Source organism: Nonomuraea sp. NPDC049141 (assembly GCF_040648415.1).
In the GTDB taxonomy this organism is placed as follows: domain Bacteria; phylum Actinomycetota; class Actinomycetes; order Streptosporangiales; family Streptosporangiaceae; genus Nonomuraea.
Genome location: NZ_JBEZDR010000013.1, coordinates 146,075 through 159,464, shown reverse-complemented (window position 1 = coordinate 159,464; position 13,390 = coordinate 146,075). Strand labels below are relative to the sequence as shown.

Genomic DNA, 13,390 nt, shown 5'->3' with positions numbered 1-13,390 from the left:
TCCGATTGCACGACATATCGCTCAACACCCTCGTTACAATCTTGAATCCCGACTCAGCCGACCATTTAGCGGTCCGCCCGAAAATCTTTTTCTCACCGAACCGATGACCGGGGTCCGCTGCCATCGGTAAGGCAGCCGCGACGACCAGGCGCTTCCCCCGCCGGACCGGCTTACACCCGACGACGGCCGGACCCGCACGGGAGCCCTTCCGACCTGCGACGCACTCGCCCGGCTCGTGCCGAACGGCCGCCTTTATAGTGGCTGCGTGATCGACGACCAGCACGGGCTGGCGATGAGCGGCGCGGGCGGCGCCGCCGCCCGCCACTACGACCAGGCGATCGACGAACTGCTGCACTTCCGTGCGGAGGTCGACGCCGAGGCCACGGCCGCCCTGTCCGAGTCGCCCGACTTCCCGATGGGCCAGGTCCTGACCGCCTACCTCGGGCTCCTGACCACGGAGGTGGAGGACGCGCGCACGGCCAGGCAGCGGTTCGCGGCCTGGCGCGCCCGCACCGGCGGCTCCGGCGGACTGCTGCCCCGCGAACGCGCGCACGTCGAGGCCGTCCAGGCACTGCTCGACGGTGACTTCCTGACCTGCGGCAGTCTCCTCGGCGCGATCACCGAGCAGTATCCCCGCGACGCCCTGGCGCTGGCGGCCGGGCACCAGGTCGACTTCTTCACCGGCGACGCCCGCTCGCTGCGCGACCGGATCGGCGGCGCGCTCAACGCCTGGCACGAGGACGACCGGCATTACGGCCACGTGCTGGGGATGTACGCGTTCGGGCTGGAGGAGTCCGGCCACTACGACCGGTCGGAGGACGTGGGACTGCGCGCGGTCGAGCTGAACGCGCGCGACGTCTGGGGCATCCACGCGGTCGTGCACACGTACGAGATGCAGGGCCGCTTCGGCGACGGCATCCGCTACCTCGACGCCCGGCTCGGCGACTGGTCGACCGGGACGTTCTTCAACGTGCACACCTGGTGGCACTACGCCCTGTACGCGCTGGAGTCCGGCGACACCGGCCGCGCCCTGGCCATCCACGACGCGGCGCTGGCGGGCGGCCAGGGCTCGATGGAGCTGCTCGACGCCGCCGCGCTGCTGTGGCGGCTCCTCCTGGAGGGCTCCCGCCAGGATGAACGCTGGCGGGAGCTCGCCGACGCGTGGCCGGCCAAGATCGCGGAGCCGTACTACGCCTTCAACGACATGCACGCCGTCATGTCGTACGTGGGCGCGGGCCGCGTCGCGGAGGCCGAGAAGCTCATCGCGAGCCGGGAGGCGTACCTCACCGAACCCCACCCGGACATCACCAACCACGCCATGACCGCCCGGGTCGGCCTGCCGGTCTGCCGGTCGCTGGTGGCCTTCGGCCGGGGCGACTTCGACACGGTCGTGGACCTGCTGTATCCGATCAGGCATCGGATCAACGAGTTCGGCGGCAGCCACGCGCAACGCGACGCCGTGCAGAAGACGCTCCTGGAGGCCGCCCTGCGTGGTGGCCGCCGGGACCTGGCGCGGGTGCTGATCAGCGAGCGGATCAGCGTACGGCCGTGCAGCCCGTTCAACTGGCTCAAGCAGGGCGCACTCGCCGAGGCCCTGGGCGACCGCGCGGCGGCCGCGACGGCCCGCCACCGAGCCGACCAGCTGGCCCGCCAGACCTGACCCCTGTTCCAAAAGCCTCGGTTCCAGAAGTGTCGGTTCCGCCCAGTAGGGTCGGCAGCATGGATCGGCAACTCACCCTGATGGCGGTGCACGCTCACCCCGACGACGAATGCCTGAGCACCGGCGGCATCCTCGCCCGCTACTCCGACGAGGGCATCCGCACGGTCCTGGTCACCTGCACCAACGGCGAGCAGGGCGACGGACCCGGCGGCGTCAAGCCCGGCGACCCCGGCCACAACGACGCCGAGGTGGCGGAGCGGAGGCTGGCGGAGCTGCAGGAGTCGGTGCAGCACCTGGGCGTCGACCACCTGGAGCTGCTCGGCTACCGCGACTCCGGCATGGACGGCTGGGACACCAACAAGCACCCCGACGCGTTCGCCAACGTGCCCGTCGACGTGGCCGCCACCCGCCTCGGCGAGCTGATCAAGCAGTATCGCCCGCAGGTCGTGGTCACCTACGACGAAACAGGCGGCAGCGGCTACAACCACCCCGACCACGTCCAGGCCCACCGCATCACGGTCGCGGCCGTCGAGGCGACCGGCATCCCCGACAAGTTCTACTACACGGCCATCCCCCGGGCCGCGATCAAGCGCATGTTCGAGTTCATGCGCAGCAGCGGTGTCGACCTGGGCGACTTCCAGCCCTCCGACGACTTCGGCACCCCCGACGAGCTGGTGACGGCCGTCGTCGACGTCGCCCCCTATGTCGAGCGCAAGCTCAAGGCCCTGCAGTCACACGAGAGCCAGGGCGAGAACATCTTCCTGCTCCGCATGCCCGAGGAGGCCCAGCAGCAGGCATTCTCCGCCGAGTCCTTCACTCGGGTGGTCAACCGCGTCACCGCACCGGACCACGAGGACGACCTGTTCGCGGGACTCCGCTGACAGACGGGCCCCGCGCATGCGCGGGGCCTTTCACAGCTCAAGAGACCGGGGACAATTCCCCCGATCCCCTGACGATCAATCGCGTGGGCACCAGGGTGCGCCGGGCCCGGGAGCGGTCGCCGTCCAACCGGGACAGCACGAGCTCCGCCGCCACCTCCCCGATGGCCGCCGGATCCTGCGCCACGACGGTCAGCGGCGGATCCAGCACCTCCGCCAGCGGCAGATCGTCGAAGCCCACCAGCGCCACATCCCGCCGCCCCGCCCGGGCCAGCGCCACCACCGCCCCCATGGAGGCGAAGTTGTTGGCCGCGAACAGCGCGGTGGGCGGGTCTTCGAGGGCCAGGAGCCGCAGGGTGGCCGCGCGGGCCGCCTCCTGGTCGTGGCCCGTCTCCACCAGGGCACGGTCGAAGGGCAGGCCCGCCTCCTCCAGGGCGTCACGGTAGCCCTGGAAACGTTCGCGGCGGGTGTAGAGGGTGGCGGGCAGGTCACCGATGAAGCCGATCCGCCGGTGACCGTACCCGATCAGGTGGGCGATGCCCGCCTGAGCGCCGGAACGGTTGCCGCTGACCACGCTGTCGGCGGTCAGGCCGACGGCGGGCCGGTCGAGGAAGACGATGGGCAGGCCGGCGACGCGTTCCGACCGCAGGTAGCGGTGGTCTCCGGTGGCCGAGGGGACCACGATGAGGGCGCTGACCCGGCGGGCCAGGAAGGTGGCGATCAGGGACTGCTCCAGGTCGGCGGTCTCGCTGGAGGAGCCGACGATGAGGGTCAGGCCGCGGGCCCTGACGGCGCTCTCGATGCCGCCCGCCACCGTGCCGAAGAACGGGTTGCCCATCTCGGGGATGACCAGCCCGATCGCGGCGTCCCTGGCCCCGACCCGCATGTTGCGTGCCATCAGGTTGGGTTGGTAGCCCAGTTTGCGGACCGCGGCCATGACGCGTTCGCGCGTCTCGATGGCCACGGGTCCGTCGTCGTTGAGCACCCGTGAGACGGTCTTGGCGGTGACACCCACCTCACGGGCCACGTCTGTCATGGTGGGACGCCGCATTTCGACCATGCTAGAGGCCGATCGCCTCCGCCGCGTCCTTGTCCGTCACGACCGACTTGCCTTCCGAAACCTGGAGAGCACCGGTCATGATGGCGACGACCTCGGCCATGCTGTGGTCGCCCGGCTTGATCTGGGCGACGCGGCGGCCGAGCCGCTGGACGTGGATCCGGTCGGCGATCTCGAAGACGTGGGGCATGTTGTGACTGATCAGTACGACGGGCATGCCGCGGTCGCGGACCCGCTTGATCATGTCGAGCACCTGTCCCGACTCCTTGACCCCGAGAGCGGCGGTCGGCTCGTCCATCACGACGACGTGCCGGGCCCACGCCACGGCCCTGGCCACGGCCACACCCTGCCGCTGGCCGCCGGACAGCGACTCGACGGGCTGGGTGAGCGAGCGCAGGCCGATCTTCAGGTCGGCCATGTGCTTGGCCGACTCCTCGCGCATCCGCTTCTTGTCGAGCTTGCGGAAGATCGCGCCGAGCGGTCCCGGCTTGCGGAGCTCGCGGCCGAGGAACAGGTTCGTCGCGATGTCGAGCGAGGCGGCGACGGCGAGCTCCTGGTAGACGGTCTCGATGCCGAGCCTGCGCGCTTCCAGGGGGTCGCGGATGCGGACGGGCTTGCCATCGAGCAGGATCTCGCCCTCGTCCGGCTGCAGCGCGCCGGTCAGCGCCTTGATCAGGCTGGTCTTGCCGGCGCCGTTGTCACCGATGACGGCGAGCACCTCGCCGGGCATCAGGTCGAAGTCGGCGCCGTCGAGCGCGACCACGTGGCCGTAGCGCTTCACCAGGCCGCGGGCCTGGAGTACGGGGGTCATCGGGTCCTCCTCCGGGAGAGCTGGTCGACGGTGACGGCGAGGATCACCAGGATGCCGGTGATGAGCGTCTGATAAATCGACGGTACGCCCATGAGCTGCAGGCCGTTACGGAAGACTCCGACGATGAGCGCGCCGATCAGCGTGCCGATCACCAGGCCGCGGCCGCCGAACAGGCTGGTCCCGCCGAGGACGACGGCGGTGATGCTGTCGAGGTTGTCGGTCTGCCCGGCCTGCGGGTCGCCCACACCGGTCCTGGAGACGAGCAGCAGGGCGGCGATGCCGTACACGAGGCCCGCGATGGTGTACACGCTGATCGTCAGCCGCTGCGTGCGGATGCCGGTCAGCCGGGCGACCTCCTGGCTGTTGCCGAGCGCGTACACGTGGCGGCCCCAGGCGGTCTGCCCGAGCACGTACGCGAAGAACAGGAACAGCAGGATCGTGAGCAGTGACCCGTAGGTCACGTTCGTCTCGCCGAGCTTGAACGTCTGCCCGAGGAAGGTCAGCGCGGGCGGCAGGTCGGTGACCGTCTGGTCCTCGGAGTAGATGTGGGTCAGCGCGAACACCACGTTCAGCATGCCGAGCGTGACGATGAACGGCGGCAGCGAGATCTTCGTCACCAGCAGCCCGTTCGCCAGCCCGAACGCCGCGCAGACGGCCAGTCCGCCGGCGACGGCGAGCAGCGGCGGCAGGCCGCTGCCGACGGCCAGCTTGGTCATCACGATGCCGCCGAACGCCATGATCGCGCCGTTGGACAGGTCGATGCCGGCCGTCAGGATGATCAGCGTCTGCCCGATGGCGAGCGTGCCGACGACCATCACCTGCTGGATGATCAGCGAGAAGTTGCCGCCGGTGAGGAACTGGTCGCTGTTGACCGCGAAGAACACGCAGGCCAGCAGGAGCGCGCCCAGCGGCCCCGCGGTCGGTGTGGAGATGATGCGGCGCGGCAGCGTCGCTTCCATGACAGCCATGTCAGCCCCAGCAGTTCGCCAGGCCGAAGGCGGTGTCCTTGGCCTCGACACCCTGGACGGCCTTGTCGGTGATCAGGGTGACGCCGGTGTCGGTGTACCCCTTGGGCTTGGCGCCGCCCTTGGCGAAGGCGGCGACGGCCTTGACGCCGTCCTCGGCCATCTTCAGCGGGTACTGCTGCGAGGTCGCGGCGATCTCCCCGCTCTTCACGGCCTTGACGCCGGTGCAACCGCCGTCGACCGAGACGATCAGCACCTCCTTCTCGCGGCCCTTGGCCTTGAGCGCGGTGTAGGCGCCGAGGGCGGCCGGCTCGTTGATGGTGTAGACGAGGTTGATGTCGGGCGCCTTCTGCAGGCAGTTCTCCATCGCCTCCTGGCCCTTGGCCTGGTCGCCGCGCGTGTCCTGGGAGCAGACGACCGACGGGTCGCCCTCGGCGATGCCGAAGCCCTTCAGGAAGCCGTCGTGGCGGAGCTGCCCGACCGTGATGCCGGGGGCCAGGTCGAGGGTGGCGATCTTCGCGGTCTTGCCGGCCATCGCGCCCTTGGCGTACTGGCCGATCAGCTCGCCCGCCTTGAGGTTGTCGGTGGCGAACAGCGCGTCGGTGGCGTCCTGCGGGTCCGTCGGCGTGTCCAGCGCGATCACCACGACGCCGGCGTCCCGGGCCTTCTTGATCGCGGGCACGATCGCCTTGGTGTCGTTGGGCGTGATGAGGATGCCCTTCACCCCGGCCGCGACCATGTTCTCGATGGCGGTGAGCTGGGAGGCGTTGTCCCCGTCGAACTTGCCGGCGGCGGTCATCAACTCCATGCCCGCTGCCTTGGCGGCGGTCTGCGCGCCTTCCTTCATCTTGACGAAGAACGGGTTGGTCTCCGTCTTCGTGATCAGCCCGACCTTGGCGGAGCTGGTGGAGGCCTTTTGCTCGCCACCGCCGCAGCCGGTGACGAGGAGAGCGGCGGCCAGCAGTCCGGCCGAGAGCCTAGCAATCATGGTGGCTTCCTATCAGGGATGATTCAATGTCATCGTTGACATATGTCAACGTTGACATTCGCCGTGCTGCGATGATGGACTCCGTTTCTAGAAACGTCAATGCCCCCGCGACGTAACAAATCTGCAAACATGGCAGAAAGGTTGACCCTGATGATCGCTGTCCTGGGCGAATGCGTCGCTGACGCCTTCGCTGACCGGCGTCCCGGTGAGCTGGAGCTCCGGGTGCTGCCGGGCGGGGGGCCCGCGAACACGGCAGTGGCTCTGGCCCGCCTCGGCACCTCGACCCGGTTCCTGGGGCGGGTGTCCGGGGACGTGTTCGGGGAGCTGTTCCGCGAGCACCTCGCCTCCTCCGGGGTGGACCTGTCGGCCTGCGTGTCCGCCGGTGAGCCGAGCACGCTGGCGGTGGCCTCGCTCGACGAGCGGGGTCAGGCGGCCTACAGCTTCCACGCCGAGGGCACCGCCGACTGGCAGTGGACGCCCGAGGAGCTCGCCGCCGTCGACCCACGCGGCTGGTCCTGCCTGCACACGGGATCTCTCGCGCTGGTCAGGCGGCCGGGCGGCGCCGCGGTGGAGGCGTTCGCGGCGGACGCCCGCGAGCACGCGACGATCTCGATCGACCCCAACGTACGGCCCAGCCTGGCCGGCCGGGAGGACTACCCGGTGGAGCGCTGGTGCGCGGTGGCCGACATACTCAAGCTCAGCGACGACGACCTGTCCTTCCTGGCGCCGGACGTGCCGGTGGAACGTGCCTGCGACGCCTGGCACACGGCGGGCGCCCGGCTCATCGTGATCACCCGGGGCGCGGCGGGCGCGCTGGTGTCACTGGACGGGAAACGGACATCGGTGCCGGCGCCGCAGATCAAGGTCGTCGACACCGTGGGGGCCGGTGACTCCTTCACCGCCGGGCTGCTGCACCGGCTGGGCGTGCGGGGACTGCTCGGGGGCCGCCTTGCGGGGCTCGACCTGGAGACGGCCGCCGACGCCGCCGGCTTCGCGGCCCGGGTGGCGGCGCGGACGTGCTCGGTCGCGGGAGCGAACCCGCCGTGGGCGCACCAGCTCAACGAGCCCGCGGGACTGTGACGCGATACGCGACCCAGCGCTACGAGACCCGGCCGCGCAGGACCCAGCGCTACCGAACGGAAGCCCCGCCCAGGAGCCGGGCCTGCTCCTCCTCGACGATCTGGCGGGCCAGCGCCTGCTCGGAGACGTCGATCGCGTCGGGCGCGGACTCGGCCAGATCGCTACGCCGGGCGTACGCGTCGAACAGCGCCGTCTTGGCGTGCAGGATCTTCAGCAGCCGCTCGTCCACCCCGCCGGGCGAGAGCAGCCGGTGCACCTGGACCCGGCGCACCTGCCCCATACGGTGCGCGCGGGCCACGGCCTGGCTCTCCATGGTGGGCTTGACCTGCGGTTCGCAGATGATCACGACGGAGGCGGCCTGCAGGTTGAGCCCGACCCCGCCGGCCTGGATCTGGGCGAGCAGCACGGCGTGCCCCGGCACCGCGCTGAAGGCGTCCACGGTCTCCTGGCGGCGCTCCGGCCGCAGGTCACCGGTGAGCGGCCCGTGGACCGCCGGGCCGAGGGCGTCCCGCACCGCGGTCAGGACGTCGCGGAAGTAGGAGAAGACCACCACCTTCAGCCCGCTGTCCGCCGCCTCGTCGACCAGTTCGCGCAGCCGTTCGAGCTTGGCCGACTTGTCCGGCACCGCGTAGGCGGCGCGGCGCATGGCCATGAAGTTGCCCGCCGCGACCGCCTCCCGGTAGGCGTCGGCGTCCGCGGCACTGAGCTCCTCCCACTCGTCGACGCGCACGAGATCGGGCAGCTCGGTGAGCACGTCCTCCTGGTTGCGGCGCAGGTAGACGGGCGCCACCGCGCGCCGGAACGCCTGCGCGCCGGCCGCGGCGTCGCTGCCGCGCACCTGGGCGAGCAGCTCGGGCTGGAGGGGGCGGACCAGGTTGCGGAACTCCTCCACCCGGTTCTCCATCGGCGTGCCCGTCATGAACAGCACCCGCTCGACCCGCCCGCACCATGCGGCGACGGTCCTGGACCTGCGGGCCTCGGGGTTCTTGGCGTAGTGGGCCTCGTCGACCACCAGCATGCCCACCTCGGCGGGCACGTCGTCGAGCCGATGCAGCCCGTCGAAGGTGGTCACGGCCACGCCGCCGCGCTCCAGCCACTCCGCCAGGGCGGTGTCCCGCTCGCCGCCGTGCAGCCGGTAGGCGGGCAGCGTGCTGCGGGTCTCGATCTCGCGGATCCAGTTGATCAGTACGCTGGCCGGGCAGACCACCAGGAAGTGGCTCATGCCGCGCGCCTTGAGGTGCGCGAGCGCGGCGACGGCCTGCACGGTCTTGCCGAGCCCCATCTCGTCGCCGAGGATCACCCGGCGCTGCGCCAGCGCGAACCGGGCCCCGAACGCCTGGTAGCCACGGAGCGAGACCCGGCGGTGGGTGTCGTCGAGCTCCTGGTTCCTGACCCGCTCGGCCAGGTCGTCGGGCAGGAACCCCTCGGCGGCGACCCGGTCGCCCGGCTCCAGGGCGGCGATCTCGGCCAGCAGGTTGTAGTAGTCGGCCGCGCGGATCTCGAAGTCGATCCACACCTCCGCCCCGGAGGGCGCCGGCCGCAGCAGGTCCACGGTCGCCTGCGTGATGAGCAGCCGCGTCTCGGTCTCCCCGGCGAGGATCTCGGAGATCCCGGCGACGGCCTCCTCCGCCCGCCGCCGCTTCTCCTCGCCGGACAGCAGCCGGCGCCACCAGCCGCTCACCGCCCGGGCCACCGGCATCAGCGCGGCGAGCCGCTCCTCGACCGCGCCGGCCGTCCGGCGGGCGCGCGGCAACTCGGGCCCCGCGGCCACCAACGGGTGCAGGGCGGCGAGCAGCGCCGTGGTCTCGGCGTCCTGGCGCTCGACGTCGATCTGGACGGCGGTGACCTCCCGCGCGGCGCGCTCGATCTGCTTGGCCGCCGCGTGCACCTGCCGCTGCGTCTGCGGCCCGATCCCCGGCAACCGCTGCAGCTCGTACGGCGTGGCGTCCAGAACGTCGAGCACCGTCGTGTAGCCCATGCGCTCCAGCATCCCGAGCCGCAGCCGCCCGCCGGTCACGTCCTTGAGCCGGCCCACCGGGATGCCCGCGAGCTCGGCTCTGGCCTGCGGCTTGCGCAGCGCGGACATGGCCGCCACGACCCGGGTCAGCGCGCGCTCGTGCTCCGCACGCAGCTCCCGCGCCCCGGCATGCAGCCGCGCCGCCTGCCGCAGCACGGCCCGCACTTCCCTGGCACCGCTCACGAGCCTGAACGGTACCGTCCCGGCGGCGCGATCAGCTCAGGAACCGGCAGGCCAGGCAATCTGCCCGGAGTGGTAGTAATTCACGCCCATGACGCGCCAGCGCGGCCCCTGCGCCCCGAGGCGCTTCTTGAAGGCGGTCCAGTCGTGCTTGCCGTACGGGGACCAGGCCAGTTCGGCCAGGGCGGGCAGGCGCGGGAAGGCCATGTACTCGATGTCGGCCGACGTCCTGATCGTCTCGGTCCACAGCGGCGCCTCCACGCCCAGGACCTGTTGGGACGGCAGGCCGGTCAGGTAGGAGCCGGGGTTCCAGCCGTAGGCGTCCTTGACCTCGATCAGCCCGGCCCAGTCCTGGCCTAGCTGGGTGCGCGAGTTGTACTTCATGTCGAGGTAGGCGCGGCTGGCCGGGGACATGATGACCTTCCGCCCGGCACCGGCGACGGCGCTGTCGTCCGGCGTGGTGCCCCAGTACTGGGCGACCGTGGAGGGCAGCGGCGTGGCCTTGACGATGTCGTGCCAGCCGATGACGGTCTTGCCGTGCGCGGCGGCGATGGCCTGCGCCCGGTTCATGAACGCGGCGTAGTCGGCCGGCTTGGTGGAGCTGGCCTCGTCGCCGCCGAGGTGCAGGTAGGGGCCGGGGGTGATCGCGGCCAGCTCGCCCACCACCTGGTCGATGAAGGTGTAGGTGATCTCCTTCGACGTGCACAGCGAGCTGAACCCGACATCGGTCCCGGTGTAGAGGGGCGGCGCGACGCCGCCGCAGTTCAGCTCGGCGTACGAGGCCAGGGCGGCGTTCGTGTGCCCGGGCATGTCGATCTCGGGCACGATCGTGATGTTGCGGGCCGCGGCGTAGGCGACGAGCTCCTGGTACTGGGCCTTGGTGTAGTAGCCGCCCGGGTCGCCGCCGACGGCGGTGCTGCCGCCGTACGTGGCCAGCCTGGGCCAGGAGTCGATGACGATGCGCCAGCCCTGGTCGTCGGAGAGATGGAGATGCAGGTAGTTGATCTTGTACAGGGCGATCTGGTCGATGTACCGCTGGACGGCGGCCACCGGGAAGAAGTGGCGGGCGACGTCGAGCATGGCGCCCCGGTAGGCGTACCGCGGCGCGTCGGTGATCCGCCCGCCCTGCACGGGCCACGGTCCCGGCTGGACGGTCGCGGCGTCGGCCGCGTACGGCAGGAGCTGGCGCAGCGTCTGCACCCCGTTGAACAGCCCGGCGGCCCTGTTGGCCAGCACGGTGATCCCGGCGGCGGTCACGTCGAGCTGATAGGCCTCCTCCCCGCCGCTCACGCTGCCCAGCCGCAGCGAGATGCCGCCGGCGGCCGGCGCCGCGACGATGGGCACGGGGTAGCCGGTCGAGCGCCGCAACTGCCGCGCGAGCTGGTCGCCCACGGCGGGGACGTCGGTGTAGAGGCTCGTGGACGAGGTGATCCGGTAGGTGACCCCGGCCGCGGGCGTCGCGCTGACCGGCACGGGGACCACGCCACCGAAGCTCAGGGGCGCGGCGGCGGGCGCGCTGGGGGATGCCGACACCGAAGTGGCCACGAGGGCCGCCACCAGGACCAGCACTGTGCGCAGGCTCATGGCATCACCATACGGATGCGACCAGCACTAGTAAAGAAACTTTCCAAATACGCTTGCACGCCGCTTGGCCAGTGGCCTTAAAGAGCCTCGCAAGCAGTAGCCCCAACCATCGGAGAGTCAGCTAAGCGATATCCACTCGGCCGCCAGACGAGGACAGAGATATGCGACGCCTACTCGGGATCATCACCCCGTTAGTCATCGGCCTGCTGTCAGCAGGTTTCGTCACCGCCGGGCCGGCGGCGGCCCAGCCCGCACAGGCGTCCGACGGCGGCCTGAGTGCCTACTACGGCCAGCGGCTTGCCTGGACCCCCTGCAAGGGCGGTTTCCAGTGCGCGAAGCTCAAGGTTCCGCTCGACTACACCAAGCCGTCGGGCAAGCGGATCGAGATCGCGGTGATCAAGCTGCCGGCCAGGGGCGGCAAGCGGCTCGGCTCCGTGGTGACCAACTTCGGCGGCCCCGGCGGGTCGGGCATCGACCTCCTGAGAGCCACCGCGAAGACGAAGTTCACCGCCACCCTCCGCTCGCGCTTCGACCTGGTCAGCTTCGATCCGCGTGGCGTGGGCGCCTCCGCCCCCGTGCGGTGCATGCCCACCGCGGTGGCCGACTGGTACCACTCCGTCGACGACACCCCGGACTCGCGGGCCGAGGTGAAGATGTACAACTACGCGCAGCTGCGGCTCGCGCAGGCCTGCCAGGCCAACTCCGGCGCGCTCCTGCCGTTCGTGGGCACGCCGAACGCCGCGCGTGACATGGACGTGCTCAGAGCCGGTCTCGGCGAGTCGCGCCTGACCTACATCGGCTTCTCCTACGGCACCCTGCTCGGCGCCACCTACGCGGACCTGTTCCCGGCCAGGGTGCGCGCGCTGGTGCTCGACGGCGCGGAGGACCCCTCCGTGAAGGCGGGCGACTTCGGCGCCGACCAGAGCGCCGGTTTCGGGGTGGCGTTCGACTCGTTCGCGCGTGACTGCTTCAAGCGCAAGGACTGCCCGTTCACCAAGCGCACAGCCGTCAAGCGGATGCGGGCCCTGCACGACCGGACCGAGAAGGCGCCGCTGGTCAACACCTACGACGGCAGGCAGGCCACCCAGGCCATCGTGTACACCGGCATCCAGGGTCTCCTGTACGACCAGGGGGCATGGCCGGCCCTCCGGCAGGCGCTCGGCCAGGCCTTCAAGGGCGACGGCACGCTCCTGCTGCGGTACGCCGACGGTTACAACGAGCGGGGACCCGACGCGACCTACACCAACCTGATGGAGGCACACACGGCCATCGACTGCCTCGACCACCCGACCTGGAGGCAGGCGGTGCGCCACGCCAAGGCGATCAGGTCCGGCAAGCGCATGGCCGGCCCGTGCGACTTCTGGCCGGTCAGGAGCAAGACCGTCAACAAGGCGATCCACGCCAAGGGCGCGCCGCCCATCCTGGTGGTCGGCACCCTGCGCGACCCCGCCACGCCGTACAAGTGGGCCAAGGCGCTGGCCGCCCAGCTCTCGTCGGGCGTGCTGCTGAGCTTCGACGGCGACGGCCACACCGCCTACGGCACCGGCTCGGCCTGCGTCGACAGGACGGTGGACCGCTACCTGATCACCCGGGTCCCGCCGCGTGCCGGGAAGATGTGCCCGAAGATCTGATCCTCGGCTCCACCTGACCCCGGTCGCCCACGCGGCCGGGGTCAGCCGTTGTCGTCGTCCCCGTTGGCCGAGCGGTCGATCGCCGGTTGCACGAACCAGCTCCACACGGCCAGCAGGGCGATGAAGACGGCTGTGATCACCGCCATCGTGTTGTGGAACAGGTAGTCGACCACCAGCATGGTGGCCGCGGTCATCGAGACGGCCAGGGCCAGCGCCCCCGCGATGCCGTACAGGTTGGACCGGCGGACCAGCGTCTCCTTCAGCCCTTGCCGGAACAGCACCCGGTGCTGGGCGGCCGGGGCGATGTAGCAGATCGACGCGATCGCGGCACTGACCAGCGCCACGTAGAACAGCCGCCGATCGGCCAGGCTCAGTTTGTCGAACCCCTGCGAGAACGGGACCGTCAGCAGGAACGCGAACAGCACCTGAACCCCGGTCACCGCCACACGGGCGCTCTGCAGCAGCTCCACGAAGTTGCGGTCGGCCCGCTCTTTACGGGTCTCCTTGTCCGGTTCCATGTGCCTTCATCTACCGAAGAC

General features: G+C 70.7%; 11 protein-coding genes. 4 read left to right on the top strand and 7 right to left on the bottom strand.

Annotated elements, in window-relative coordinates; translation table 11 throughout:
* The first annotated feature begins 265 nt into the window (after positions 1 to 265).
* Together AB0B91_RS35995 and AB0B91_RS35990 are read left to right on the top strand one after the other, a co-directional pair.
* The gene (locus AB0B91_RS35995) at positions 266 to 1,660 is read left to right on the top strand and encodes a tetratricopeptide repeat protein (protein WP_358329327.1); all 1,395 of its coding nucleotides are present in this window, start codon (positions 266 to 268) and stop codon (positions 1,658 to 1,660) included.
* A 59-nt stretch (positions 1,661 to 1,719) separates the two neighbouring features.
* A complete protein-coding gene (locus AB0B91_RS35990) occupies positions 1,720 to 2,541 on the top strand; it encodes a PIG-L family deacetylase (protein ID WP_358329324.1) in 822 nt (273 codons plus the stop codon).
* Between the two features lie 37 nt (positions 2,542 to 2,578).
* On the opposite strand, the gene AB0B91_RS35985 is transcribed toward AB0B91_RS35990, so the two are convergent.
* Genes AB0B91_RS35985 through AB0B91_RS35970 form a run of 4 tightly spaced genes read right to left on the bottom strand, consistent with a single transcriptional unit; the run spans position 2,579 to position 6,359 of the window.
* The gene (locus tag AB0B91_RS35985) at positions 2,579 to 3,589 is read right to left on the bottom strand and encodes a LacI family DNA-binding transcriptional regulator (protein WP_358329321.1); all 1,011 of its coding nucleotides are present in this window, start codon (positions 3,587 to 3,589) and stop codon (positions 2,579 to 2,581) included.
* Positions 3,590 to 3,599: 10 nt separating this feature from the next.
* Positions 3,600 to 4,406, bottom strand: a complete 807-nt coding sequence (locus tag AB0B91_RS35980) for an ATP-binding cassette domain-containing protein (protein ID WP_358329318.1) — start codon at positions 4,404 to 4,406, stop codon at positions 3,600 to 3,602.
* Complete coding sequence (locus tag AB0B91_RS35975; protein ID WP_358329315.1) at positions 4,403 to 5,365, bottom strand: ABC transporter permease; 963 nt, start codon at positions 5,363 to 5,365, stop codon at positions 4,403 to 4,405. Before AB0B91_RS35975 ends, AB0B91_RS35980 begins: the two co-directional genes overlap by 4 nt.
* A gap of 10 nt (positions 5,366 to 5,375) precedes the next feature.
* A complete protein-coding gene (locus AB0B91_RS35970) occupies positions 5,376 to 6,359 on the bottom strand; it encodes a sugar ABC transporter substrate-binding protein (RefSeq protein WP_358329312.1) in 984 nt (327 codons plus the stop codon).
* 150 nt (positions 6,360 to 6,509) lie between these two features.
* Between AB0B91_RS35970 and AB0B91_RS35965 the strand changes: the two genes are divergently transcribed.
* Entirely contained in the window at positions 6,510 to 7,439 is a 930-nt protein-coding gene (locus tag AB0B91_RS35965; RefSeq protein WP_358329309.1) for a carbohydrate kinase, read from the top strand.
* A gap of 49 nt (positions 7,440 to 7,488) precedes the next feature.
* On the opposite strand, the gene AB0B91_RS35960 is transcribed toward AB0B91_RS35965, so the two are convergent.
* Together AB0B91_RS35960 and AB0B91_RS35955 are read right to left on the bottom strand one after the other, a co-directional pair.
* Positions 7,489 to 9,639: a DEAD/DEAH box helicase gene (locus AB0B91_RS35960; RefSeq protein ID WP_358329306.1), complete on the bottom strand. Its 2,151-nt coding sequence runs from the start codon at positions 9,637 to 9,639 to the stop codon at positions 7,489 to 7,491.
* Positions 9,640 to 9,675: 36 nt separating this feature from the next.
* Positions 9,676 to 11,220, bottom strand: a complete 1,545-nt coding sequence (locus tag AB0B91_RS35955) for a beta-N-acetylhexosaminidase (protein WP_358329304.1) — start codon at positions 11,218 to 11,220, stop codon at positions 9,676 to 9,678.
* Positions 11,221 to 11,381: 161 nt separating this feature from the next.
* On the opposite strand from AB0B91_RS35955, the gene AB0B91_RS35950 reads away from it, so the two are divergent.
* On the top strand, positions 11,382 to 12,851 hold the full coding sequence (locus tag AB0B91_RS35950) for an alpha/beta hydrolase (RefSeq protein WP_358329301.1): 1,470 nt from the start codon (positions 11,382 to 11,384) through the stop codon (positions 12,849 to 12,851).
* Between the two features lie 41 nt (positions 12,852 to 12,892).
* Here AB0B91_RS35950 and AB0B91_RS35945 read toward each other — a convergent pair whose 3' ends face one another.
* Positions 12,893 to 13,369 (bottom strand): DUF6328 family protein, encoded by a 477-nt coding sequence (locus AB0B91_RS35945; RefSeq protein WP_358329298.1) that lies wholly within the window; start codon positions 13,367 to 13,369, stop codon positions 12,893 to 12,895.
* Between the last annotated feature and the right edge of the window lie 21 nt (positions 13,370 to 13,390).

Bases quoted from the DNA above. Each gene is read 5' to 3' on its own strand.
- AB0B91_RS35990 (WP_358329324.1), top strand. From the start codon at position 1,720: ATGGATCGGCAACTCACCCTGATGGCGGTGCACGCTCACCCCGACGAC.
- AB0B91_RS35985 (WP_358329321.1), bottom strand. From the start codon at position 3,589: ATGCGGCGTCCCACCATGACAGACGTGGCCCGTGAGGTGGGTGTCACC.
- AB0B91_RS35980 (WP_358329318.1), bottom strand. From the start codon at position 4,406: ATGACCCCCGTACTCCAGGCCCGCGGCCTGGTGAAGCGCTACGGCCAC.
- AB0B91_RS35975 (WP_358329315.1), bottom strand. From the start codon at position 5,365: ATGGAAGCGACGCTGCCGCGCCGCATCATCTCCACACCGACCGCGGGG.
- AB0B91_RS35970 (WP_358329312.1), bottom strand. From the start codon at position 6,359: ATGATTGCTAGGCTCTCGGCCGGACTGCTGGCCGCCGCTCTCCTCGTC.
- AB0B91_RS35965 (WP_358329309.1), top strand. From the start codon at position 6,510: ATGATCGCTGTCCTGGGCGAATGCGTCGCTGACGCCTTCGCTGACCGG.
- AB0B91_RS35955 (WP_358329304.1), bottom strand. From the start codon at position 11,220: ATGAGCCTGCGCACAGTGCTGGTCCTGGTGGCGGCCCTCGTGGCCACT.
- AB0B91_RS35950 (WP_358329301.1), top strand. From the start codon at position 11,382: ATGCGACGCCTACTCGGGATCATCACCCCGTTAGTCATCGGCCTGCTG.
- AB0B91_RS35945 (WP_358329298.1), bottom strand. From the start codon at position 13,369: ATGGAACCGGACAAGGAGACCCGTAAAGAGCGGGCCGACCGCAACTTC.